The organism is Mesorhizobium sp. M1273, assembly GCF_040318195.1.
GTDB lineage: Bacteria > Pseudomonadota > Alphaproteobacteria > Rhizobiales > Rhizobiaceae > Mesorhizobium.
This window is the reverse complement of the sequence record NZ_JAMYLV010000014.1, coordinates 118774-141877: the sequence shown is the minus strand read 5'-3', so window position 1 is coordinate 141877 and position 23104 is coordinate 118774. Positions and strand designations below refer to the sequence as shown.

Annotated in this window: 30 protein-coding genes; 13 read left to right on the top strand and 17 right to left on the bottom strand. The window is 62.1% G+C overall.

All coding sequences use genetic code 11. The features are described from left to right. The first annotated feature begins 63 nt into the window (after positions 1–63). The gene (locus NKH30_RS17330) at positions 64–858 is read left to right on the top strand and encodes a PhzF family phenazine biosynthesis protein (protein ID WP_352745700.1); all 795 of its coding nucleotides are present in this window, start codon (positions 64–66) and stop codon (positions 856–858) included. Between the two features lie 166 nt (positions 859–1024). Here the strand turns inward: NKH30_RS17330 and NKH30_RS33175 are convergent, their stop codons facing one another. The 4 genes from NKH30_RS33175 to NKH30_RS17315 are packed head-to-tail and all read right to left on the bottom strand — an operon-like array spanning position 1025 to position 3430. After that, a complete protein-coding gene (locus tag NKH30_RS33175) occupies positions 1025–1297 on the bottom strand; it encodes a demethoxyubiquinone hydroxylase family protein (protein ID WP_502911480.1) in 273 nt (90 codons plus the stop codon). Then, positions 1227–1571 (bottom strand): demethoxyubiquinone hydroxylase family protein, encoded by a 345-nt coding sequence (locus NKH30_RS33170; protein WP_502911479.1) that lies wholly within the window; start codon positions 1569–1571, stop codon positions 1227–1229. Before NKH30_RS33170 ends, NKH30_RS33175 begins: the two co-directional genes overlap by 71 nt. A 15-nt stretch (positions 1572–1586) precedes the next feature. Then, positions 1587–2207, bottom strand: coding sequence for a glutathione S-transferase family protein (locus NKH30_RS17320; protein ID WP_352996296.1), 621 nt, complete (start codon positions 2205–2207; stop codon positions 1587–1589). An 11-nt stretch (positions 2208–2218) separates the two neighbouring features. Beyond that, complete coding sequence (locus NKH30_RS17315) at positions 2219–3430, bottom strand: NADP-dependent isocitrate dehydrogenase (RefSeq protein WP_292659842.1); 1212 nt, start codon at positions 3428–3430, stop codon at positions 2219–2221. Positions 3431–3636: 206 nt separating this feature from the next. Between NKH30_RS17315 and NKH30_RS17310 the strand changes: the two genes are divergently transcribed. From NKH30_RS17310 to NKH30_RS17295, 4 genes are all read left to right on the top strand, one after another. After that, positions 3637–4503, top strand: coding sequence for an RNA methyltransferase (locus NKH30_RS17310; RefSeq protein WP_352501579.1), 867 nt, complete (start codon positions 3637–3639; stop codon positions 4501–4503). Between the two features lie 80 nt (positions 4504–4583). Further along, positions 4584–5228: a DUF805 domain-containing protein gene (locus tag NKH30_RS17305; protein WP_352996294.1), complete on the top strand. Its 645-nt coding sequence runs from the start codon at positions 4584–4586 to the stop codon at positions 5226–5228. 156 nt (positions 5229–5384) lie between these two features. Further along, positions 5385–6197: a glutamate racemase gene (gene murI, locus NKH30_RS17300; RefSeq protein WP_352996292.1), complete on the top strand. Its 813-nt coding sequence runs from the start codon at positions 5385–5387 to the stop codon at positions 6195–6197. A gap of 76 nt (positions 6198–6273) precedes the next feature. Then, the gene (locus NKH30_RS17295; RefSeq protein ID WP_023674705.1) at positions 6274–6462 is read left to right on the top strand and encodes a DUF3008 family protein; all 189 of its coding nucleotides are present in this window, start codon (positions 6274–6276) and stop codon (positions 6460–6462) included. A gap of 90 nt (positions 6463–6552) precedes the next feature. On the opposite strand, the gene NKH30_RS17290 is transcribed toward NKH30_RS17295, so the two are convergent. Continuing rightward, positions 6553–6765, bottom strand: coding sequence for a hypothetical protein (locus NKH30_RS17290; RefSeq protein WP_023674706.1), 213 nt, complete (start codon positions 6763–6765; stop codon positions 6553–6555). Positions 6766–7146: 381 nt separating this feature from the next. On the opposite strand from NKH30_RS17290, the gene rpsD reads away from it, so the two are divergent. The 4 genes from rpsD (at position 7147) to NKH30_RS33165 (ending at position 10218) form a co-directional block, all read left to right on the top strand. Beyond that, positions 7147–7764 (top strand): 30S ribosomal protein S4, encoded by a 618-nt coding sequence (gene rpsD / locus NKH30_RS17285; protein ID WP_023717376.1) that lies wholly within the window; start codon positions 7147–7149, stop codon positions 7762–7764. Positions 7765–7918: 154 nt separating this feature from the next. After that, complete coding sequence (gene ttcA, locus NKH30_RS17280) at positions 7919–8806, top strand: tRNA 2-thiocytidine(32) synthetase TtcA (protein ID WP_352996290.1); 888 nt, start codon at positions 7919–7921, stop codon at positions 8804–8806. After that, a complete protein-coding gene (locus NKH30_RS17275; RefSeq protein ID WP_352681933.1) occupies positions 8796–9623 on the top strand; it encodes an inositol monophosphatase family protein in 828 nt (275 codons plus the stop codon). The genes ttcA and NKH30_RS17275 overlap by 11 nt, the downstream gene beginning before the upstream one ends. Continuing rightward, on the top strand, positions 9508–10218 hold the full coding sequence (locus tag NKH30_RS33165; protein ID WP_502911478.1) for a UCP034077 family protein: 711 nt from the start codon (positions 9508–9510) through the stop codon (positions 10216–10218). Before NKH30_RS17275 ends, NKH30_RS33165 begins: the two co-directional genes overlap by 116 nt. Here the strand turns inward: NKH30_RS33165 and NKH30_RS17270 are convergent. Beyond that, positions 10100–11299, bottom strand: coding sequence for a multidrug effflux MFS transporter (locus NKH30_RS17270; protein WP_502893744.1), 1200 nt, complete (start codon positions 11297–11299; stop codon positions 10100–10102). The two genes, NKH30_RS33165 and NKH30_RS17270, sit on opposite strands and share 119 nt — an antisense overlap. Before the next feature lie 207 nt (positions 11300–11506). Beyond that, complete coding sequence (gene grxD / locus NKH30_RS17265) at positions 11507–11842, bottom strand: Grx4 family monothiol glutaredoxin (RefSeq protein ID WP_023674712.1); 336 nt, start codon at positions 11840–11842, stop codon at positions 11507–11509. A gap of 163 nt (positions 11843–12005) precedes the next feature. Here grxD and NKH30_RS17260 point away from each other — a divergent pair, with 163 nt between their 5' ends. Continuing rightward, positions 12006–12800 carry a phosphodiester glycosidase family protein gene (locus tag NKH30_RS17260; RefSeq protein WP_352474643.1) on the top strand — a complete coding sequence of 265 codons (795 nt, stop codon included), beginning with the start codon at positions 12006–12008 and terminating at the stop codon, positions 12798–12800. A 2-nt stretch (positions 12801–12802) separates the two neighbouring features. Here NKH30_RS17260 and NKH30_RS17255 read toward each other — a convergent pair whose 3' ends face one another. The 4 genes from NKH30_RS17255 to NKH30_RS17240 form a co-directional block, all read right to left on the bottom strand. Next, positions 12803–13537, bottom strand: a complete 735-nt coding sequence (locus tag NKH30_RS17255; RefSeq protein WP_352541435.1) for a class I SAM-dependent methyltransferase — start codon at positions 13535–13537, stop codon at positions 12803–12805. A 20-nt stretch (positions 13538–13557) separates the two neighbouring features. After that, complete coding sequence (locus tag NKH30_RS17250; protein ID WP_023674714.1) at positions 13558–13791, bottom strand: BolA/IbaG family iron-sulfur metabolism protein; 234 nt, start codon at positions 13789–13791, stop codon at positions 13558–13560. 85 nt (positions 13792–13876) lie between these two features. Then, positions 13877–16114, bottom strand: coding sequence for a phosphoribosylformylglycinamidine synthase subunit PurL (purL, locus tag NKH30_RS17245; protein ID WP_352996287.1), 2238 nt, complete (start codon positions 16112–16114; stop codon positions 13877–13879). A gap of 148 nt (positions 16115–16262) precedes the next feature. Next, positions 16263–17675: an aminotransferase-like domain-containing protein gene (locus tag NKH30_RS17240; RefSeq protein WP_352996285.1), complete on the bottom strand. Its 1413-nt coding sequence runs from the start codon at positions 17673–17675 to the stop codon at positions 16263–16265. A gap of 93 nt (positions 17676–17768) precedes the next feature. Between NKH30_RS17240 and NKH30_RS17235 the strand changes: the two genes are divergently transcribed. Beyond that, a complete protein-coding gene (locus NKH30_RS17235) occupies positions 17769–18020 on the top strand; it encodes a DUF1127 domain-containing protein (RefSeq protein ID WP_352996283.1) in 252 nt (83 codons plus the stop codon). 14 nt (positions 18021–18034) lie between these two features. On the opposite strand, the gene NKH30_RS17230 is transcribed toward NKH30_RS17235, so the two are convergent. Genes NKH30_RS17230 through purC form a run of 6 tightly spaced genes read right to left on the bottom strand, consistent with a single transcriptional unit; the run spans position 18035 to position 21538 of the window. Further along, on the bottom strand, positions 18035–18676 hold the full coding sequence (locus NKH30_RS17230) for a Pr6Pr family membrane protein (RefSeq protein WP_352996281.1): 642 nt from the start codon (positions 18674–18676) through the stop codon (positions 18035–18037). Positions 18677–18680: 4 nt separating this feature from the next. After that, positions 18681–19091 (bottom strand): hypothetical protein, encoded by a 411-nt coding sequence (locus NKH30_RS17225; protein ID WP_352474652.1) that lies wholly within the window; start codon positions 19089–19091, stop codon positions 18681–18683. A 2-nt stretch (positions 19092–19093) separates the two neighbouring features. Continuing rightward, positions 19094–19759 carry a glutathione S-transferase family protein gene (locus tag NKH30_RS17220; protein ID WP_352474653.1) on the bottom strand — a complete coding sequence of 222 codons (666 nt, stop codon included), beginning with the start codon at positions 19757–19759 and terminating at the stop codon, positions 19094–19096. Between the two features lie 31 nt (positions 19760–19790). Next, positions 19791–20459, bottom strand: a complete 669-nt coding sequence (gene purQ / locus NKH30_RS17215) for a phosphoribosylformylglycinamidine synthase subunit PurQ (RefSeq protein ID WP_352996279.1) — start codon at positions 20457–20459, stop codon at positions 19791–19793. A 1-nt stretch (position 20460) separates the two neighbouring features. Then, entirely contained in the window at positions 20461–20703 is a 243-nt protein-coding gene (gene purS / locus NKH30_RS17210) for a phosphoribosylformylglycinamidine synthase subunit PurS (RefSeq protein ID WP_352541430.1), read from the bottom strand. A 40-nt stretch (positions 20704–20743) separates the two neighbouring features. Beyond that, positions 20744–21538 carry a phosphoribosylaminoimidazolesuccinocarboxamide synthase gene (gene purC, locus NKH30_RS17205; RefSeq protein ID WP_023674725.1) on the bottom strand — a complete coding sequence of 265 codons (795 nt, stop codon included), beginning with the start codon at positions 21536–21538 and terminating at the stop codon, positions 20744–20746. A 270-nt stretch (positions 21539–21808) separates the two neighbouring features. On the opposite strand from purC, the gene NKH30_RS17200 reads away from it, so the two are divergent. Both NKH30_RS17200 and NKH30_RS17195 read left to right on the top strand, forming a co-directional pair. Continuing rightward, positions 21809–22129 carry a DUF1476 domain-containing protein gene (locus tag NKH30_RS17200; RefSeq protein ID WP_254817651.1) on the top strand — a complete coding sequence of 107 codons (321 nt, stop codon included), beginning with the start codon at positions 21809–21811 and terminating at the stop codon, positions 22127–22129. Positions 22130–22249: 120 nt separating this feature from the next. Then, the gene (locus NKH30_RS17195) at positions 22250–23023 is read left to right on the top strand and encodes an HpcH/HpaI aldolase family protein (RefSeq protein WP_352772754.1); all 774 of its coding nucleotides are present in this window, start codon (positions 22250–22252) and stop codon (positions 23021–23023) included. Positions 23024–23104: the final 81 nt, after the last annotated feature.

Sequence of the window (23104 nt, the reverse complement as noted above, 5' to 3'; positions counted from 1 at the left end):
CCTGCACCGGGGGCGGCACGGCCGAAATGGCGCGCCGCCCAGCGGATATCTCTGAGGGCCGATATGCCGACGCTGACGATGTATCAGGTCGATGCCTTTGCCGAACGGGCCTTCCAGGGTAACCCTGCCGCCGTTCTCCTTTTAGAGGAATGGCTGTCGGAGCAGGTAATGCAGGCCATCGCCAACGAAAACAATCTTGCTGAAACCGCGTTTGTGCGGCCGAATGGCAAAGGTTGGGATTTGCGCTGGTTCACGCCGGTCCACGAAGTCGACTTCTGCGGCCACGCCACTCTTGCGGCCGCCCATGTGCTGGCTACGGAATACAATGGTCAGGGCGAAATGGCCTTCGCCACCCGGGTCGGCGAGCTGCGGGTTTCCCGGTGGGAAGGGGGCTATCAGCTCGATCTGCCTTGTTTTCCGCCGCAGCCCGTCGAGGAAGAGCTGAACTCGGCGCTGCAAGCGATATTGCCTCAGCGGCCGGTTGCGAGCTTCCGCAATTTCGAGAACCTGTTTGTCGAGCTTGCCGACGAGACAACCGTCCGATCTTTCGTTCCCGATCTGCTCAGGATCGGACGTTTTCATCCTCTCGGCCTGGTCATTACCGCGCCTGGGCGAGCCCACGATTTCGTCTCCCGTTACTTCGTGCCCGGGGCGGGCATTCCCGAGGATCCGGTAACCGGCTCCATTCATGCGACGCTGGTGCCTTATTGGGCTGAAAAACTCGGCAAGACGCATCTGTCGGCATTCCAATGCTCGCAGCGCGGCGGGCATTTGCTATGCGAACTGGCCGGAGATCGCGTGCTGATCACAGGCCGTGCGAAGACCTTCATGAAGGCGGAGATCTACCTTCCCGATTGAGCGGCTTGCCAATTCGGTGGCTGCTTCGCCTGAGCCAGGTGTCCAGATCACGGTATGGCGTTTGGGCCCGGCGGCGGCCCGATGGCGCAGGGCAGTGGCCCCAAAGGGGCGGCGCTAGAACGGCATAGCGCTCATCAGAGATGCCTTGATGCCTTCAGGGCACGCGTCATTCGCGTCGAGTCCCCCAGGTCGACAGCCAAATCAGGCAGTCGGTGGTAACGGAGATCGCTGCGCGCAGGCGGTTCAGCAACGGTCCAGGCGAGGTCAGCTGCTCTTCGGCGTGACGGAGATGGGCAAGCTCTTCTTCGCGGATGGACAGGATGATGCCGTGCAACTCGTGATCGCGTCCGGTGAGAAAGAACAGCTGATCATCGAGATGGCGGTGCACCGCCGCTTCGACAGCTGCGGTGCAGGCCCAGACGCCTTGCGGGCCGAGCAGGGCAGTGAGGAAACCCAGCAGCCAGCCTGCCCCAGCTCCAGAATTGCATCACGCGACACGGTCGGGAATTTCGCAGTGGCATGGCTGCATGGAAAGACGCGCAATGGGTGCGCTCGTGCCCAAGCATCTCCGACAAAGACGGCACGCAGTCCGGCCAGAAACGCTTCGCGACAAGAATCTGTGCCGAATAGATTCTGATCGCGCCGTACTCGCCGGCGTGGTTGACTCTGACTATTCTGGCCACCGTCAGTGCGTCCTGGTGAGAGTTGGCCATGAATGCGCTCGAGAGTTAAGTCAGCCTGCCGGCAACGCTCGCACGCGCCGCAATGCGGGTCCACCAATTCTGGATCTCGGCAAACTCGGCCAGCAGGGCTTGTCCCTCGGCGACCTTGACGAAATAGCCGATGATCGCTGCGGCGTGCAGGTCGGCCAGCGTCAGGTCCGTTCCCAACAGCCAAGGCCCTTCAGCTTTCAGCGAGGAGAGCGCCTGCAATGCCGTTCTTGCCTGCCGCAACCCGTTGGCGATCACCGCTTCGTCGGGCGGCGTTGTTTCCAGCCGCTCGACAGCGACATCCCAGACCATGGTCCTGTAGGCATAGGCGTCGAGCAGGCCGGTGATCTGGTTCATGCGTGCTCGAGGCCGGGCTTCGACCGGTTGCAGCGCCGGGCCGCCAAAGGCTTCGTCGACATAACGGGCAATCGCGCCGGTCTCGTAGAGGCGAAAGCCGTCATGCTCGAAGGCCGGGATGCGGCCGAACGGCTGGTGCTCGAAATACCAGCCGGGAATGCCGTCCGCGGCAAAGATGTCGACGGGCACGAGCTCGTAGCCGACGCCCTTTTCCTCCAGCACCAGCCGCACGATGCGCACATAGACGCTGTAGTCCGCGCCGTAGACGACGGGCTTGCCCATGCCGGTTGGGCTCAGGCCATCGCTTTCTGCAAATTCTCGTCGATCTTGTCGAGGAAGCCGGTGGTCGAAAGCCATGGCTGGTCGGGGCCGATCAGCAGCGACAGGTCCTTGGTCATGAAGCCGGACTCGACCGTCTGGATGCAGACCCTTTCCAGCGTCTCGGCAAAGCGCCTCAGTTCGGCATTGTCGTCGAGCTTGGCGCGGTGCGCGAGGCCGCGCGTCCAGGCAAAGATCGAGGCGATCGAATTGGTCGAGGTCTCCTCGCCCTTCTGGTGCTGGCGATAGTGGCGGGTGACGGTGCCGTGCGCGGCTTCCGCCTCGACGGTCTTGCCGTCCGGCGTCATCAGCACCGAGGTCATCAGGCCGAGCGAGCCGAAGCCTTGCGCCACCGTGTCGGACTGCACGTCGCCGTCATAATTCTTGCAGGCCCAGACATAGCCACCCGACCATTTCAGGCTGGAGGCCACCATGTCGTCGATCAGCCGGTGCTCGTACCAGAGTTTCTTCGCTTTGAATTCTGCTTCGAACTCCGCCTCGTAGACCTCCTGGAAGATGTCCTTGAAGCGGCCGTCATAGGCTTTGAGGATGGTGTTCTTGGTCGAGAGGTAGACGGGGTAATTGCGCAGCAGCCCATAGTTCAGGGAGGCGCGGGCGAATTCGCGGATCGATTCGTCGAGATTGTACATGGCCATGGCGACGCCGGCGCCGGGTGCGTCGAACACATCGTGCTCGATCACCTGGCCGTCCTCGCCGACGAATTTGATTGTCAGCTTGCCCTTGCCGGGGAAGCGGAAGTCGGTGGCGCGGTACTGGTCGCCGAAGGCGTGGCGGCCGACGATGATCGGCTTGGTCCAGCCGGGCACCAGCCGCGGCACGTTCTTCATGATGATCGGCTCGCGAAAGATGGTGCCGCCGAGGATGTTGCGGATGGTGCCGTTCGGCGACTTCCACATCTTTTTCAGCTTGAATTCCTCGACGCGCTGCTCGTCGGGCGTGATCGTCGCGCATTTCACGCCGACGCCGTATTTCTTGATGGCATTGGCCGAATCGATGGTCACCTGGTCGTTGGTGGCGTCGCGGTGCTCGATGCCGAGGTCGTAATATTCGAGCTTGAGGTCGAGATAAGGGTGGATCAGCTTGTCCTTGATGAACTGCCAGATGATGCGGGTCATCTCGTCGCCGTCGAGTTCGACGACCGGGTTCGCCACCTTGATCTTCGCCATGGAAAGAATGCCTCACTTTTGGGGAACGGAACGGCCTTGCCCGCACGGCTGCCGGCCCTGGGATGCGGCCCGTATATCAAAGGCTTTTTGGCCGCGCAAACGGCGAACCGCGCCGTAGTGTCGGCATTCCTTGCGAAAGCTTCATTTTCGCCGCCAAATGTGGCAGGGGACTGCGAAATGCCGCAAACAGCAGTTCACTGACAACCATGGCCGCTACCCAGGATCCCGCCACCCCTCTTGCCTCCGGAACTCCAGCGTCCGGACCGGCGATCATCCTGGTCGAGCCGCAGCTCGGCGAGAATATCGGCATGGTTGCGCGCGCCATGGCCAATTTCGGCCTTACCGAGCTGCGGCTCGTCAATCCGCGCGACGGCTGGCCGAGCGAGAAGGCGCGTGCCGCCGCAAGCCGCGCCGACCACGTCATCGATGCAGTCACGGTGTTCGATGACCTCGCCTCGGCGATTGCCGATTTGAACTTCGTCTTCGCCACCACGGCGCGCGCGCGCGACAATTTCAAGCCGGTGCGCGGTCCGGTCGAGGCGGGCAGGGCGCTGCGCGCGCGGCAGCGGGCCGGCCAGCGCACCGGCATCCTGTTCGGCCGCGAGCGCTTCGGCCTCTATAATGACGAGGTCGGCCTTGCCGACGAGATCGTCACTTTCCCCGTCGATCCAGCCTTCTCCTCGCTCAACATCGCCCAGGCTGCCCTGCTGATGTCCTATGAATGGATGAAGTCCGGCCTGGAAGACGAGACCAGGACCAACTTCTCCGGCCCCGAAATGCCGCCGGCTGCCAAGGAAGAATTGCACGGCCTGTTTGCGTATCTGGAAGGTGCACTGGAGGCGCGCGGCTATTTCCGCCCGGCAGCGAAGAAGCCGAAGATGGTCGACAATTTGCGTGCAGTGCTGACCCGCCCCGGCTTTGCTGAGCCGGAGCTCAAGGTGCTGCGCGGCATCATATCATCGCTGGACAGGTTCTCGCCGGCCATGCCGCGCGGCGACGGATCGCCCGGCGACGATCCAAGGCGGCTCCCGGCGGCCGCGGCACGCGCTGCGAGGGCGAAAGACAAAGACTAGCCTCGGAACTGCCCATACCTCACCAGTAACCGAATGTTATTTGGTGTGATCCATTGTCTGGAAAACGATGGATCCTTTCGATGTTCAATTCAAATATCGGGCGTCTTCGCTTTTTCTTCTATTCCGCGGCCTTGCTGGTTGCGGAAATCGTGACCTTTGTGCTGTGCGTCGTGGGGACCGTCGGCTTCGAGGGTTTGGCCAATTCGAAACCCGGTCCTTCCAGGGAAGGGCTGGCCGCGGCTGTTCTCGTTACCTCGCTGGTGATCGTTCTGTTCCGCGCGAATTTCGCCTGGCGTCGAAGCCGCGACGCGCAAGGGTCGGGTTGGATCCTTTGGTCGTATATCGTGTTCTCGACGCTGTTCGCGATCCTGCAGGCCGGTACTGTTCTTGTCGTAAAATTCGACGGCGAAGATTCGCATTCCGGCCTTAACCTGCTGGGATTAGCTCTTGTCGGGCTGTGGGCCGTCATCTTGGCGGGCAAGCCGGCGGGTGGCGGCTCTTCGGATATGGCGTCATCCCTGAGTTTCGACGATTTCGACCCGCCCGGGCCGCTGCGCGGTCGCGGGGCGCCCTATTCAGAGTCAGTCGCCGGCGTGACGGCCCAGGCTCCAGCCTACGCCACGCGGGCCGCGCCGGTGCCGTCGAACCACCCTGCATCTCAACCTGCATCTCCGGCGAACGGCCGGCCGCGGCCCGGCGGCTTCGGCAAGCGCGGCCTTGTGTGACCGGCTCGCCGCATCAAGGCCATGATGGTTCCACATAGAAGCGGCCGGGATAAAGCATCATTGGCCGAAGCAGAAAGCATGGGCCGGGCCTCCCTCGTGATCTCGTTTGTGATTCCCAGCCCTTAGTGATTCCCAGCCCTTAGTGACTCAATGACAATGACCGATCCATCGAGCGCCCGTCCGATCCTGATGTTCGATTCCGGCATTGGCGGCCTCACCGTGCTGCGTGAGGCGCGCGTGCTGATGCCTGACCGCCGCTTCATCTATGTCGCCGACGACGCGGCGTTCCCCTTCGGCGGCTGGGAGGAGCCGGCGCTGAGAACACATATCCTGGAGTTGTTCGCCAGGCTGCTCGACCGGTTTTCGCCGGCCATTTCGGTCATCGCCTGCAACACCGCCTCGACACTGGTCATCGATGCCTTGCGCGAGAGGTTTCCCGGCCACCCTTTCGTCGGCACCGTGCCGGCCATCAAGCCGGCGGCGGAACGCACGCGCTCGGGCCTGGTTTCGGTTCTGGCGACGCCCGGCACCGTCAAGCGCCAGTACACGCGCGACCTGATCAGCAAATGGGCGCAGAAATGCCATGTCCGCCTGGTCGGCAGCGACAGGCTGGCTGCATTGGCCGAAGCCTATATGCGCGACGGTTTTGTTGACGAGGACGCCGTGCGCGCCGAGATCGCGCCGTGCTTCGTCGAGCATGACGGGCTGCGCACCGACATCGTCGTGCTTGCCTGCACGCATTATCCGTTTTTGGCCAACCGCATGCGCAAGACAGCACCGTGGCCGGTCGACTGGCTCGACCCGGCCGAGGCGATCGCACGCCGCGCGCTGTCGCTGCTTGCCGATACCGAGGCACGCTATCGCAGAGAGGCACTGCCGGAAGGCGCCGACCTTGCATTCTTCACCTCGAACAGCGCCGATTTTCCGACGCGCCGGCTGATGCAGGGATTTGGCCTGACGATATCCTGACCGCAGGCAATTTTCGCTTTGGGAACATCACACCGGACAATGCGTTTTCCTCTCATTGGAAACGGGAGAAACCATCATGCCAGCCACCTCAAAAGCCCAGCAGAAAGCGGCCGGCGCGGCATTGTCAGCCAAGCGCGGCGAGACCAAGAAGGGCGCGCTCAAAGGCGCGTCGAAGGGAATGTATAAATCCATGAGCGAAAAACAGCTCGAGGAATTCGCCGAGACCAAGCGCAAGGGCCTGCCGGAAAAGAAGTCGAAACACTGATCGACTGGCCATTCTGACGGCGGATGCCGGTCAATAAAAGGCCCGCGGCTGAGCCGCGGGCCATGAAGTCTCTACGGGCGAGGACGAAAATTACCAGTTCCAGCCCCACCCGCAGCGCCGCACTTTGTAGCGGATCACCTTGCGATGACCGTGGCGCCACACCACCTTCTTCTTGACCACGATGCGGCAGACCTGGTGATGCCTGTGCCCATGCCAATGCCGGGCCTGCGCCGGCTCGGGCGCGACCGCCATCGTGCCGGCCATCACCGCGGCGCCTACCAACGTAAGGAAGAACTTCTTCATTGCGAATTCCAGCTCCTCTGACTTCAGTCCCTTCCTGATGCCGCTGGCGCAACCTCCCGCCACATCCGGCATGTTCTACAACCGTAACACTATCCGGTTCGGCGATTCGCGCCAGCCAGAAGCTTGACAGCGGTTAAATCTCCGTTTAACCAGCCCACCAACACCGGGCCGCAATGCCCGGTGGTTTTCTTTATGTGTGCGAGGCGTTTGGGAAGCCGGTTTTACTTTCCCTATGTCTTGTTTGAAATGACGTGTCCCGTGGGTTTTCCGTCGCGTTGCGTGGAAAACCCTGTCAGGTCTCGAAAACGGAGGCCAGAGGAGGGCGCGTTTCCTTCACCCGGACCATGAGGTTCCGGGTGCATTGTTTTGAAAGGGAATGCGATGAGCAAGCGCGAATCCGCGAAGTACAAGATCGACCGCCGTCTTGGCGAAAACATCTGGGGCCGCCCGAAGTCCCCGGTCAACAAGCGTGAATACGGCCCCGGCCAGCATGGCCAGCGTCGCAAAGGCAAGCTTTCCGATTTCGGCCTGCAGCTGCGCGCCAAGCAGAAGCTGAAGGGCCACTATGGCGACGTGTCGGAAAAGCAGTTCCGCAAGGTCTATGAAGAGGCGGACCGCCGCAAGGGCGACACCTCGGAGAACCTGATCGGCCTGCTCGAATCGCGCCTCGACGCAGTCGTCTACCGCGCCAAGTTCGTGCCGACCATCTTTGCGGCGCGCCAGTTCGTCAATCATGGCCACGTCAACGTCAACGGCAAGCGCGTCAACATCGGCTCGTACCGCTGCAAGCCGGGCGATGTCATCGAAGTGCGCGAGAAGTCGAAGCAGCTGGTCATCGTGCTGGAATCGGTGGGCCTGGCCGAGCGCGACGTGCCCGATTACATCGAGGCCGATCACAACAAGATGACCGCGGCTTTCACGCGCATCCCCGGCCTGGCGGACGTTCCGTTTGCCGTGCAGATGGAACCGAACCTGGTCGTCGAATTCTATTCGCGCTGATCGGCGCGTTCGTCGCGATACAATCGAAGGCCGCCCGTCGAGGCGGCCTTTTCTTTTTTCGTTTCCTTTTCCGCGGCGTGATTCCGAAATCGATTTCGGTTTTCGGTCCGATGCGCTACTGCGGGCGGCAACAGGATCTTGGGGCCGACGCGCCATGAATATGCTGCCAGACGCCGAAACACTCGAACCGGTCGCCGACACCGAAGGCGGCTTTCATCCGCTGTTTGCCGATGTGCCGTCCTCCGTCGAGTTCAACAAGCTGCGCAAGCGGCTGTTGCGGCTTGCCCGCCAGGCGATCGACGATTTCGCCATGGTGAGGCCCGGCGACCGTTGGCTGATCGCTCTGTCGGGCGGCAAGGATTCCTACGGCCTGCTTGCCGTGCTGCTCGATCTCAAATGGCGCGGGCTGCTGCCGGTCGAGCTGTTGGCCTGCAATCTCGACCAGGGCCAGCCGAACTTTCCCAAGCACATATTGCCCGACTATCTCGACAGCCATGCCATTCCGCATCGCATCGAATATCAGGACACCTATTCGGTGGTCACCGACAAGCTGGCCGAGGGCAGCACCTATTGCTCGCTGTGCTCGCGGCTACGGCGCGGCCATCTCTATCGCATTGCCCGCGAGGAGGGCTGCTCGGCGCTGGTGCTCGGTCATCACCGCGAGGACATACTGGAAACCTTCTTCATGAACCTGTTCCATGGCGGACGCCTCGCCGCCATGCCGCCGAAGCTGCTCAATGACGAAGGCGATGTCATGGTGCTGCGGCCGCTCGCCTATTGTGCGGAAGCGGATCTCGAGAAATTCGCCGGCGCCATGAAATTCCCGATCATTCCGTGCGATCTGTGCGGTAGCCAGGAAGGCCTGCAGCGCAACGCCATGAAGGCGATGCTCGACGACATCGAGAAGCGCATGCCCGGCCGCAAGGACACGATGATCCGCGCCATGACCAATGTGCGGCGTTCACATCTGCTCGACAGGAAACTGTTCGATTTCGCCGCCCTCAACGAAACCCTCACCACCAGGCGTCCCGATGACGTTTGACGACAGCGCGATCGACTGGCTTGCCGACCTTCTGTCGGAAGTCGCCGTCGCCGAGATCATGCCGCGCTTTCGCCGGTTGAGCGAGGGCGACGTCCGTCGCAAGACCTCGGCCGCCGATCTCGTCACCGAGGCCGACGTCAATGCCGAACGGCTCATCACCGCCAGGCTGCGCCAGCGTTATCCCCACGCAATGATCGTCGGCGAGGAGGCCTGCTCCGACGACCTGACGCTGCTCGACGGTCTCGGCGATGCCGAACTCGCCTTCGTCATCGACCCGGTCGACGGCACCTTCAACTTCGCCTCCGGCGTGCCGCTTTTCGGCGTCATGCTTGGCGTCGTGGTCAAGGGCGAGACGGTCGTCGGCATCATTCACGATCCCGTCGGCAAGGATTGGCTGATCGGCGTTAGTGGCGCCGGCAGCCATATCCGCCATGCCCATGGCAATCTGGAAAAGGTCCATGTCGCCAAACCCGCGCCGATGTCGGAAATGACCGGTGCGGTCTCATGGCACTATGTGCCCGAGCCGGACCGCTCACGTTTGGCGCGCAACCAGACCAAGTCGCTATCGCAGTTCAATTATCGCTGCGCCGCCCACGAATACCGCCTGCTGGCCAGCGGCCACGGCCATTTCGTCGTCTACAACAAGCTGATGCCCTGGGATCACCTGCCTGGCGTGCTGATCCATGCGGAGGCGGGCGGCCATGCCGCGCGCTTCGACGGCAGCGCCTATCTGCCGTCGCATGTCGGAGGTGGCCTGCTGGTCGCGCCGGACCGGGAGAGCTGGCGGGAGCTGCGCCGCGAGCTCTGGGCGGAATAACTCTTCGCTGCCAAAGTTGTCCAATCCTGTGCGAAACCGGAGACCTCGAATGAAACCTCGGTCCGCAATTGTTGCAACGGCCTTTGCCCTTGCCTTGGTTGCCGGTGTCAATGAAGCAAGCGCTGGGGAACGCGCATGTCGCAGTCCCGACTCCGTCGACACCATAGACGAGATGTTCTCCGCGATCTTCGCCTGTTGGAAGCCGCCGCCCGGAACCGCGGGCATGACCCTGACGCTGCAGTTCTCAATTCGCCGAAACGGCACGCTTATCGGCAAGCCGCGCGCCACTTACTCCCATCTAGGGGACGATGGTCCGCTCAATCGGGCCTTCGTGGCTTCCGTCCTCGAGGCGCTCGACAAGGCTCTTCCACTGCCCGTTTCGGACAGTATGGGTGGAGCAATCGCAGGACGTACGCTGTTCCCCCGCTTCACCGCGGTCAGTGAGGGTGCATCCTACGCGCGCCCGGCAATGTGCATTAAACCGGCGGGTTATGCGGCTGGAACAGTCTGCCGCGCTCGGCCAGCAGGATCATCAGCAGCGCCGCCACCGACACGCTGCAGAACCCGGCGGCCAGCGGCGTCACCGTGCCGTTGAAGGCTTGGCCGATCAGCGTGCCGAGAATGCCGCCAAGAAATGTCTGCATGAACCCAAGGATCGACGATGCAGTGCCGGCCAGGTGCCCCAGCGGCTCCATGGCAAGCGCGTTGAAGTTCGCGCCAAGCGCGCCGAACGGGACCATGGCGCAGGCAAAGAAGGTAATGAAGAGCCAGAGCGGCATCTTTATTTCGATGGAAACGACCAGCCAGGCAAGGCTGATGGCCAGAAACAGCAGCAGCGCGCTTTGCGACAGACGGCGCATGCCGATGCGGCCGACGAGGCGCGAGTTGAGGTAGTTCGAAAAAGCAAGTACGCCGGCAACCCCCGCGAAGATGACGGGGAACATCTCGCCGACATTGAACACGCTGACATAGATCTGCTGGGCCGAGGCGATGAAGCCGAACATGGCGCCGAAGATGAAGGTGCTGGCGAAGGCATAGCAGAGCGCGATGCGGTTGGTGAGAACGATGCGGAAGCCGCCGATGATGGAGGACAGCGTCAGCGGCCGGCGATATTCGGGGTGTAGTGTCTCGGGCAGGCGCAGCAGCGACCAGGCGGACACGATCAGCGCGCCGGCTGCCATGGTGACGAAGATCACATGCCAGGTCGCAAACAGCATGATGAACTGGCCGATACCGGGCGCCACCACCGGAATGGCCATGAACACCATGAAGATCAAGGACATGACTTCGGCCATGCGCCTTCCGTCGAACGTATCGCGCACGATCGAGACGGCAATGACGCGCGTCGCCGCCGCGCCGATGCCTTGCACCGCCCGGCATAGCAGAAGCGTGGCGAATGACGGGGCGATTGCCGCAGCGCCGGCCGCCAGGACGTAGATCACCAGCCCTGCGACAAGCGGCGCGCGGCGCCCGAAGCGGTCCGAGATCGGCCCGAAGAACAGCTGTCCGCCGCCAAAGCCAAGGATATAGGCGGTGACAACATATTGCCGGTGGTTTTCATTTTCGATGCCAAGCGAAGCGCCGATCTGCTGCAGCGCCGGCAAAATAATGTCGATTGCCAGCGAATTGAGCGCCATCAGCGCCGCGCACAGCGCAATGAATTCCCAGCGCGGAATGGGCAAGGTGCTTGCCTTTTGCTGCGCTTGTGCTTGCTGATCCAAGGCCAGTCCGATCCTCAAACGAAAATGCGCCGGCTGGCCGACGCATCCATTCGTTGATTGCCCGATAGCGGGCAGAACTTTTTGCCAAGGTGGGGGCTGCCCCGGCGCTTAGCGCATGACCCCCGAAAATCGCAGGCGGAAGGTCATACGCAGAAACAGAAGTCAGGCGGCGCCTTTGACGCTGACGCCCTTTTCGACGAGGAAGGTCTGCAATTCGCCCGCCTGGAACATCTCGCGGATGATGTCGCAGCCGCCGACGAACTCGCCCTTGACGTAGAGCTGCGGGATGGTCGGCCAGTTAGAATAGTCCTTGATGCCTTGCCGCAGTTCGGCCGACGTCAGCACGTCGACGCCCTTATAGTCGGCGCCGATATAGTCGAGGATCTGCACGACCTGGCCGGAAAATCCGCATTGCGGGAAGCCGGGCGTGCCCTTCATGAAGAGAACGACGTCGTTGCCCTTCACTTCATTGTCGATGTAGTCGTTGATGCCGCTCATGGAATACCCTTTCATGCCTGTGGGAGTCAGGCTCGAACATTACCCTTCAAATAAACCCATGGGTTGCGCGAAACAAGATGTTTGCCGCCTTGCCATGCAAATGGCGCAAAGGAACGTCTGATCTTGGGCCAAGAGCGTTGGCCACCATCTTTCCCGAGGCGCGATGAAAAGACGATATCTCGCCGGGTTCCTCCTCGCCGTTCTGTTCGCCGCACTGTCCTTGATCTGGTGGGCCAGGTCGCCGAGACAGCCATCTCTCGTCGTCGGCGGTGAATTACCGGCGCCGTGCCGCGACGCGAGCTTCGAGGCGGTCGCCTATGTCGTCTGCGAAATCGATCTGCGCCACTATGACATCGGTGTGTTCCATGCAGGCCTTGACGGCAAGGCTTTCGGTTCACTGGACAAATTCGACAAGGCGATGGCGGATCATGGCCGGCCGGTGCTGCTCGCCATGAACGCCGGCATGTATCACCAAGACCTGACTCCGGTCGGCCTTCTCGTCGAAGACGGCCGGGAGAAGGCGCCGATCAACGTCGCCGACAGCGAAGGGAATTTCTTCCTGAAACCGAATGGCGTCTTCCTGGTCCGGAAGGACGGCAAGGCGGCGGTCATGGAGACAAGCGCCTATGCTGCGACCAGACTGGACGTGATGTTTGCCACGCAATCCGGCCCGATGCTGGTGATCGACGGCCGGCTTCATCCCCGCTTCGAGCAAAACGGCACATCGCGCTATATCCGCAATGGCATCGGCGTGCGTGACGAAAACACTGTCGTGCTGGCGATCTCGCGCTCTGAGGTCAGCCTCGGCAGCTTCGCGCGACTGTTTCGAGATGCGCTCAATTGTCCCAACGCGCTTTTCTTCGACGGGGTCGTTTCGGCGCTGTCGAACGGCGAGCGGATGATTGTGGGTGGAAGCTATCCGGTCGGGCCGATCATCGCCGTGTCGGCGAAAAGGTGAATTTATTTATGCGCACGTACGCATATGAATGCCGGCGCCAAACTCAGTTCGGCAAAATGCCTGGAGTCGACCATTTCCATCTCGGGCGCGGGAACCGGCTCGACGAAACGATCGAGCGTCCAGCCTGTGTCGGCAAGCCCGTTGAGGATATCGCCGAGCGGCCTGCGATAGGATTCGACATAGGGCTTGGGCTCCCCAAAACCTCCCCAATACATGCCCCAGCGATTCGTTTCAAAATAGGTTTTCGTCCCGCGCGTGCGCGTGTCCTGCCAGTCGCGCATTGGATGGCCCATAGAGAACACCAGCCAGCCGCCCGGGCAGGCCACGCGATGAAACTCAGCGAATACCGGCTCCAGTTTTTCGACATAGTCGAGCGCCAGCGAGCAAAGTATTCGGTCGAAACTGCCATCCGCGAGCCAGTCGAGAGCCCTTTCGAGGTTGCCAAGCCGGATATCGACATCGAGCCCAGCGCATCGCTGACGTGCCAGAGCCAGCATTTCCGGCGTAATGTCGAAGGCACTTACCCGCGCACCTGAGCCAGCCAGCTTTTCCGAGCAGATACCGGAGCCGCAACCGGCGTCCAGTATGTTCAGACCCGTCACGTCGCCCAGCAACTCCAGCGAGGCTGGCCGTTCATAAAGGGCGTTGTGCGGCTTGATCGGCGCCAGCGCGTCATAGCGCTCGGCGAAGGAAGCATAGGCACTGACTGCAACCGGATCGCTGTCGCCTTTGGCCATGACTTCCCGCTTGCGTAGAATTAGTCCGGCACGCTGGTCTGCAGGGCAAGCGCGTGCAACACGCCGCCCATATTGCCCTTCAGCGCGTCATAGACCATCTGGTGCTGCTGGACCCGGCTTTTCCCGCGAAAGCTTTCGGCCACAACCTCAGCCGCATAATGGTCGCCGTCGCCGGCCAGGTCGCGAATCGTCACCTTGGCGTCGGGAATGCCTTCCTTGATCAGCCGTTCGATGTCGTGGGCGTCCATTGCCATATGAGGATTCCTTGTTCAGGTCGTGATCTCATAGATATGGTCGAAATGGCGGATGAACCACAGCGAAACGGCCCACTCGATCACATCACGGGTCCACGACCTCATTTGCCATGAAGCGAGGGAACCAGGATTCGTGGGCGGCGGTCAATTCGCTGACCGGTATCGCACGCGCCTCGCCCAGCTTCAGGTCGCTGCCGCCGGTCGAGCCGATCCACGGCGCAAAAACGCCGAGCTTGTTTTGTTGTTCGCGAATGGCGTCCCATTGCTCGCTCTGCGGGTCGATCGACAGCGTCAAGAGATAGCGGCCCTGGTCCTCGCCGAACCAGACGGGGATTGGATCTGTGCCGATCAGGCCGGGGATGGTCGCGCCGATGCCGGAGGCCATCGCCATCTCGGCCAGCGCTACCGCGATGCCGCCATCGGAAACGTCATGCGCCGCGGTAACGACACCGGAGGCGATCAGTGCCCGCACATGGTCGCCGACCCGCTTCTCGTGGCCGAGATCGACCGGCGGCGGCGGGCCGTCGGCGCGGCCAAAGATGTCGCGCATATAGACCGACTGGCCAAGATGCGAGCCCCATATCGTCGGCGCGCCGACCAGCACGATCATCTGGCCTTCGGCGGCAAAGCCGATGCGCACCATTTTCGACCAGTCGGCAATCAGACCGACGCCGCCGATGGTTGGTGTCGGCAGGATGCCCTGTCCGTTGGTCTCATTATAGAGGGAGACGTTGCCGGAGACGATCGGAAAGCCAAGCGCCCGGCAGGCATCGCCGATGCCTTTCACAGCACCAACCAGCTGGCCCATGATCTCCGGCCGTTCCGGATTGCCGAAATTGAGGTTGTCGGTGGCCGCGAGCGGCAGAGCGCCGGTGGCGGTAAGATTGCGCCAGCATTCGGCAACCGCCTGCTTGCCGCCCTCGTAAGGGTCGGCCTCGCAATAGCGCGGCGTCACGTCGGAGGAGAAGGCGAGCGCCTTGGTCGGGTGGCCATCGACGCGCACGACACCGGCGTCGCCGCCGGGAAGCTGCAGGGAATTACCCTGGATCAGCGTGTCGTACTGCTCCCAGACCCAGCGGCGCGAGGAAAGGTCCGGTCCGCTCAGCAGCTTGAGCAGTGCGTCAGCCACATCGGCTTGAGGTGCATCGCCGGCCAGCGGCGCCGGCTTCTTCGGATCGACCCAGGGACGGTCATATTCCGGCGCTTGATCGCCGAGATCCTTGATCGGCAGGTTGGCGACCTCGTCGCCCTGGTGCAGCACGCGGAAGCGCAGATCGTCGGTGGTCTTGCCGACGATGGCAAAGTCGAGGCCCCATTTGTGGAAAATCGCCTCGGCCTGTTTTTCCTTTTCGGGGCGCAGCACCATCAGCATGCGCTCCTGGCTCTCCGAAAGCATCATCTCATAGGCGCTCATGCGCTCTTCACGCACCGGCACCTTGTCGAGATCGAGCTCGATGCCGAGGTCGCCCTTGGCGCCCATCTCGACCGCCGAGCAGGTGAGGCCGGCGGCACCCATGTCCTGGATGGCGATAACGGCGCCGGACGCCATCAGTTCGAGGCAGGCTTCGAGCAGGCATTTTTCGGTGAACGGATCGCCAACCTGCACGGTGGGCCGCTTCTCGTCGATCTTGTCGTCGAACTCGGCCGAGGCCATGGTGGCGCCGCCGACACCGTCGCGCCCGGTCTTGGCGCCGAGATAGACCACCGGCAGGCCAACACCCTTGGCTTCCGACAGGAAGATCGCATCAGTCTTGGCAAGCCCCGCCGCAAAGGCATTGACCAGGATGTTGCCATTGTAGCGGGCGTCGAAATTGATCTCGCCGCCGACCGTCGGCACGCCGAAGGAATTGCCATAGCCGCCGACGCCGGAAACGACACCGGCAACGAGGTGCCTGGTTTTGGGATGGTCCGGCGCGCCGAAGCGCAGCGCGTTCATCGCCGCGACCGGCCGCGCGCCCATGGTGAAGACATCGCGCAGGATGCCGCCGACGCCGGTCGCAGCTCCCTGATAGGGCTCGATATAGGAGGGGTGGTTATGGCTCTCCATCTTGAAGACGACGCAGTCGCCGTCGCCGATGTCGACCACGCCGGCATTCTCGCCCGGGCCCTGGATGACTTGCGGCCCGGTGGTCGGCAGCGTGCGCAGCCACTTCTTCGAGGATTTGTAGGAACAATGCTCGTTCCACATCGCCGAAAAAATACCAAGTTCGGTAAAGCTCGGTTCGCGCCCGACCAGGTCGAGGATGCGCTGGTACTCGTCGGGCTTCAGCCCGTGCGCGGCAATGAGTTCAGGAGTGATCGGCACGGAATTGGAAATGGTCATGATCGGCAATTGTGTCCTTGGGATCGAGTCCCGTCTTATCGCAAGCGTTGCAGCCGATACACCCCGTCGGATGACTAAAACGATGGAAAGCAACAGCTGACCGCAAGTAGCGAAAGATCGCCACTCGACCCGCCGGTTTCAAGCCGGTTCAAGAAAAGCTGTCGTAGCCGGCGCGGCCTTCGTCCAGAAGCCGCCGGATTACCGCGACGCCGTGCGCGATATCGTCCCGCTGCCGCGGCTGGGAGATGCCAAACCGTACGCCGTGAAAGGCCTGTTCGGAACGCCCTGCCTTGAACTCGTCCTCGTCGTCAATGAGCACGCCATGCTCGAGGCAGGCCTGCTTGAAAGTGCCGGAAAGCCATGGGTCCGGCAAAGTGAGCCAGACGAACGGCACGTTATCCAGCGCCTTGAAATCGAAGCCGTCGAGTGTCTCGCGCACGATCGCGATGCGCGCACCGATCTCGGCAATGCTGCGCTTGCGCATCTCAGCGGCCTGACCGGACAGCACCAGCCGGCTGCCCACCTCCGCCAGCAGAAAGGGCAGGCCGCCGGTCATCATCTTGTGGGCAACCCGGATGCGGTGACGATAGGCCGGCGGGCAAGCGAGCCAGCCGCCGCGAACACCCGCCGCAACCGATTTCGACAGGCCGCCGGCAACGATGGTCCGTTCGGGAGCATATTCGGCCATTAAAGGCGTTGGGTCATCGGTCAGTCCGCCATAGAGATCGTCCTCGATCAGGACGACGTTATATTGACGGGCGACATGCGCGATTGCCTCGCGGCGCGATGCCGACAGCGTTGTCAGTGTCGGGTTCTTGGCCGTCGGCATCAAAAACATCATTTTCGGGTGCTTTTGCGCACAGACGCGCTCGAAATCCTGGGGATCGATGCCCTCGTCGTCAGTCGCCACCAGTGCGGTCCGGCGACCGATCAGGCCGGCACTGCGCGAGATCTGCGAATAGGTGAGGTGCTCGAAGACGACATAGTCGCCGGGGGCGGTGAGCCCCGCAATGGTTGCCATCACCGCGGCGTGGGTGCCGAGCGTGGGAACGATTGCATCCGCCGCCGGGCGATAGGAATTGCGCGACAGCCAGCGCCTGCCCGCTTCGAACCAGCGGTCCGGGAAATCACGAGTATAGCTTGAAATCTCATGCGGATGGTCTTGCGCCGTGCGTGTCAACACGTCGGCGACGATGGCACCCTGGCCGACATCCGGTGCGGCGGTGCTATCGAAGCGCAGCTTGTCGCCGGGCGCATCCATATAGCGCGTGCCTTGTTCGACCGGCCCCAGGAAATCCGCCTTTGCGCTCTCCGACCGTTGAGCGAGAACATAGGTTCCGCGGCCGACCTCGCCGCTGACCAGTCCCCGCTCGCGCAGCAATTGATAGGCCCTGCCGACCGTGCCGACGGTCGTGCCGATGTCGTATGCCAGATCGCGCTGCGGCGGCAGCTTTGCCCCTGCACCGATCAAGCCGCGGTCGATGTCCGTCTCGATGGAAGCGGCAAGCCGCTGATAGAGCGGGCCAGTGCCGCCGGTAAGGTCTGGAAGCCAAGTTGTCATGGTGACAATTTTCTACATTGCACCGAAGTGAGAGTCAATACATATGAAACGGGCAATACAAAAGGGCACAATTGCAATCTTGGCAGAAAGAAAATGGGTACAATAGAGACAATCCGCTGCGCCGCAGTTGAATTGCAGGTGCAGGTGGCGCGCCCGCCGGGCAGGCCAACCTATGTCAGTCGGCTGGTGCGTACGCTCAGATCCTTCGCGAGGTGGATTGACGGGTTAATGGATCGCCGGCGCAGCCGGCTGGTCCTGCTCGAGATGACCGACGCCCAGCTCAAGGACATCGGCATTTCGCGCTGCGACGCCCATCGTGAAGGTCTGAGGCCGTTCTGGGACTGATGCGTTCGAGCGCTTTAGCGGACGCCCGCCGCCCTGATCCGCGTGACACCGTGGTCCACAAGCACCGCCACAATGCACAGCATCAGAAAGAGCCCGGTGATGGCCAGAGCCGAGACGGCGACGCTGGTCGCGCCGTTCTTGGCGAGATCGAGGAACGGGTAGGGCACTTCACCGGCAATCGGCGCCCGCACCAGCGCGTAGGCCAGATAGGCAATCGGATAGATCATCCACCAGGAGATGTCGCGCCACCGCGTCGAGCCGTCGGCGCCTGCCACAAGCCACCACAGCACGAACAACACCGGCGTCACATAGTGCAGGAGCACATCGCAGAGCAGGAACAGCCCTTGCGGCTGCCAAAGCTGCGCCAGGACCGTTGCATAAACGATGAGGACCAGCGTTATGGCGACGGCTACGCCCGCCCGCATCCGTGGCGCGGAAAAGGCCGGAAACCATGCATAACCCGTCGACGACAGCAACGAGGCATGGACGAGCACCGCGCCGATGTTGGTCAGGATGGTGAAGAAGCTGAAATAGAAGACCAGCGAGCCGGCAAAGCCGCGGCCGGCTTCCATTGATGCCGGGACGGTGATGCAGAGCTGCAGGACGAGCCCGGCCAGGCCGACGACCAGACCGGCGATCTGCAGCACGCGACCCATTGGGCTAGGCAGCAGCGCCGCAGGCCGGATTGCCCGCCTGCCAGCGGGCAATGTCCGAGCCGATGCGGGCGCCGAGCGGTTCCGCCATCAATGGGCCGAACACGTCGACGCGGCTCGAATTGCCTTGCGCCTGCACGACCAGCAACGGCTTTCCACCATAATGTTTGGCCGGCACCAGCAGGAAGCGCGGCGTGCCGCTGAACGAATTCAGCTCGTTGGCCATCTGGTACGATTTGAAGGCAGGGTCCTTGCTGGCGATCCAGCATTTGTGGGCAGCTATTGCCACCTGCTCCATGGCAAGCAGTGACGCGCTCTTGCCCGCCGGCGCCGGCGCGCTCTTCGGGCCTGACTGGCAGGAGGCGAGTACAAGACCGGCGGAAGCGGCGAGGGCGAGGCGGGCGAGTGTCGATCGCATGGTCAAGCGGCGCCCATCTCGAGTTCGGACAGAAACACCTTCAGACCGTCTGTCATCTCACCCCAGACGCGCGACAGCGCCGGATGCTGCAGGGCGATTTGCTCATAGGCATCGAATTTCGGATAGCCATCAAGCAGGTCGGGGCGGCCGATCGTCGCCCTGAAATTGTTGAAGACGAAGCGGGTCGGCGTCAGCCAGGCATCGGCGAAGGAGATGTCGTCGCCGAGCGCGAACGGGCCATGCGCCATGCGCGCCTCGATTGCCGCGAGCCCGTGATGCAATCGGGCGAACTGTGCCTTGATCTCCGCCTCGTTGCGCTGCGGCACGAAATGGAGCTCGAACAGCTTCATGGTCGGGGCGAGCACGTCGAGGTCGGTGATGCGGGCGAACATGCGCACCAGCGCCCGGTCCTTCGAGTCCCTCGGCAGCAGCGCCGGCTCGGGAAAGCGCTCCTCCAGATATTCGGCGATGACCACCGATTCGACGATCGTTTCGCCGGAGCCGGTGATCAGCACCGGAATCCGGTTCAACGGCGAGATGGCACGAAACGCCTCGGGGATGGGAAACCCCGGCGGCGGTGCAATGAGCTTGAGCGGCACGTTCTTGATGTAGGCCAACGCCCGCACGATCGACGAATAGGGCGACAACGGCCGCGAATAGAGTTTCATGACCGTGGCTCCAGGAGGAAAATTGAAGGTATCAAGCGGCGATGCCCAGCGCGCTTTCGAACAGCGCCCGGCCGTCGCTGCCGCCATGCGCCGCTTCGATCAGGTTCTCGGGATGCGGCATCAGGCCGAGCACATTGCCGCGGCCGTTGACGATGCCGGCAATGTCGTTGATCGAGCCATTGGGATTTGTGCCTTCGGCATAGCGGAATACCACCTGGCCTTCCCCTTCGAGGCGGGCCAGCGTTTCGGCATCGGCGAAATAATTGCCGTCATGGTGCGCCACCGGCGCGCGGATGACCTGGCCCGGCTGATAGCGGCGGGTAAACATCGTGTTGGCATTAGCAATCTGCAGCTTGACTTGCCGGCAGACGAATTTCAGCGAGGTGTTTCGCATCAATGCGCCCGGCAGCAGGCCTGCCTCGACCAGGATCTGGAAGCCGTTGCAGACGCCGATGACCATGACGCCCTTGGCCGCCTTTTCGGCGACAGCCCGCATTACCGGCATGCGCGCGGCAATGGCGCCGCAGCGCAGATAATCGCCAAAGGAAAAGCCGCCGGGAATGGCGATCAGGTCGACATCGGGAATGTCGGTGTTGGTCTGCCAGACGGTGACCGGCGGCGTGCCGGAAATCTTGGTCAGCGCCGCGATCATGTCGCGGTCGCGATTGAGGCCGGGGAGCAGGACGACGGCTGATTTCACCTCAGGCGATCTCCACCGCGTAATTCTCAATCACCGTATTCGCCAGAAGCTTGTCGCACATGGCTTTCAGATCCGCTTCGGCCTTGGCCTTGTCGCTCTCGGCAAGTTCGATATCAAAAACTTTGCCTTGCCGCACCTGGCCGATGCCGCCGAAACCCATTGCGGACAGCGCATGCTCGATTGCCTTGCCTTGTGGGTCTAGCACGCCGTTCTTGAGGGTTACGGTAATGCGGGCCTTGATCACGCTGGACATGTTCCTGTTCATCTGTTGAGCGGGCAAGCCATCAGTGCGGCTTGCCTTTGACACCGTCGGTCGATGCGACGAGCACCGGCCCGGCTGGGCGCGGCGGCTCGTTCTCGTTCATGATGCCGAGTCGGCGGGCAACTTCCTGATAAGCTTCGACCAGCCCGCCCATGTCGCGGCGGAAGCGGTCCTTGTCGAGCTTATCCTGTGTCGCCACGTCCCACAGCCGGCAGGAATCCGGCGAAATCTCGTCGGCGACGACGATGCGCATCATGTCGCCTTCGAACAGGCGGCCGCATTCGATCTTGAAATCGACCAACTGGATGCCGACGCCCATGAACAGGCCGGAAAGGAAGTCGTTGACGCGAATGGCCAGCGCCATGACATCGTCGATCTCCTGTGGGCTCGCCCAGCCGAAGGCGGTGATGTGCTCTTCCGATACCATCGGATCGTCGAGTGCATCGGCCTTGTAATAGAATTCGATGATCGAGCGCGGCAGCACGGTGCCTTCCTCGATGCCCAGGCGCTTGGCCAGCGAGCCGGCGGCGACGTTGCGCACCACCACTTCGAGCGGGATGATCTCGACTTCCTTGATCAACTGCTCGCGCATGTTGAGCCGGCGGATGAAGTGCGTCGGAATGCCCATCCGGTTGAGGTGGTTGAAGATGTGCTCGGAAATGCGGTTGTTGAGCACGCCTTTGCCATCGACGATTTCATGCTTCTTCTTGTTGAAAGCGGTAGCGTCGTCCTTGAAGAACTGGATCAGCGTGCCAGGCTCCGGTCCCTCATAAAGGATCTTGGCCTTGCCTTCATAAATGCGGCGGCGATTTTTCATCTGATTTTTCTCTGGATTTGCGGGCAGGCGGCAAGCGACCAGTTCCTGTCCGTCTGCCTAAAATAAGATGGCGACGGTGGGGTTCAATGCCGGTGTCTATCCCAATCGCACTGTTTGCTCAATCGGCAAATCCTTTCAATCAACCGCTTTCGGGCACCGAAATGCCGCAGCGCAGCAAGCAATGTAGCATATTGACCGGCCTGCGCCCTTTTGGTTTGTGCTCCGGCAACACATATTGGCACAACGAATCGGATTTCACGGAGGGATGCCATGAGCAGCATGAAAGACCGCGAAGAGGGCTTTGAGCGCAAATTCGCATTCGACGAGGAACTTCGGTTCAAGGCTGCGGCACGCCGCAATAGAGCGCTCGGCCTGTGGGCTGCCGAAAAGCTCGGCAAATCCGGCACCGATGCCGACGCTTATGCCAGGGAAGTGGTCGTCAGCGACATCGAGGAAGCCGGCGATCACGACGTTTTCCGCAAGATACGCAAGGATTTCGATGCGGCGGGCATCGACCAGTCGGACCATCAGATCCGCCGCACCATGGATGAATTGATGGCGCAGGCGATCGAGCAGATCAAGAACACCTGATTTTTCAGCCGGTACCGATCGAATGCTGGACCAATCGACCGCCCGGCCTAACCGCGCGGTTTTTCTTTGCCTTTGCGGTCATTTCCGGCTGAATTGCTGCAAGCAAAGAGGAAATCGCCAATGTCCCTGAAGTCACGCCTTGCGGTCGACGAGACGCTGTTCACCGCATGGTCCGGCGTGCCGGATGCCTTGACGGTCGAGATACTGGCCAGGCAAGGGTTCGACGCGGTTACGCTCGACATGCAGCATGGGGGCCATCACGAGGACAGCGTGCTGCGCGGGCTTGTGCCGGTGCTGGCCGCCAACAAGCCGGCTTTGGTGCGCATCCCGGTCGGCCGCTTCGACATGGCCAGCCGCGCGCTCGACTTCGGCGCCGAAGCGGTGATCGCCCCGATGGTGAATTCGGTGGCGGACGCAAAGCTGTTTGCTGCCGCGATGAAATACCCGCCACTCGGCGAGCGCTCCTGGGGCCCGACCTATGCTTTTCCGCGCCATGGCAAGGGCGACTATGCCGACTGGCTGCGCGACAGCAACCAGCGCACCATGGCGTTCGCCATGGTCGAAACGCGGGCCGCGCTTGATGCACTCGACGGCATCCTCGACACGCCGGGCATCGACGGTATCTTCCTTGGCCCGTCGGATTTCTCGATCGCCTGGTCGAAGGGCACCACCGTCAGTTCGACGCTGGAGAGCATGATGGGGACCGTCGCCTCGATCGCCGAGCGCACCCGCAAAGCCGGCAAGCATGCGGCGATCTATGTGATGGAACCGGCCATCGCCGGTCGCGTGGTGTCGATGGGTTACCGGCTGCTGGCGATGGGTTCCGAGCATTCGCTGATTTCGCTTGGGGCAAAGACCCTGCTGAGCAGCGTCAGGGATTCGATCGCTTCCTAGAGCAATTCCAGGAAAAGTGTGAAACGGTTTTCCGTCCGGAATTGCGTCAAAACAAAGAGATAGTGCGGTTCGCCGTTTCCG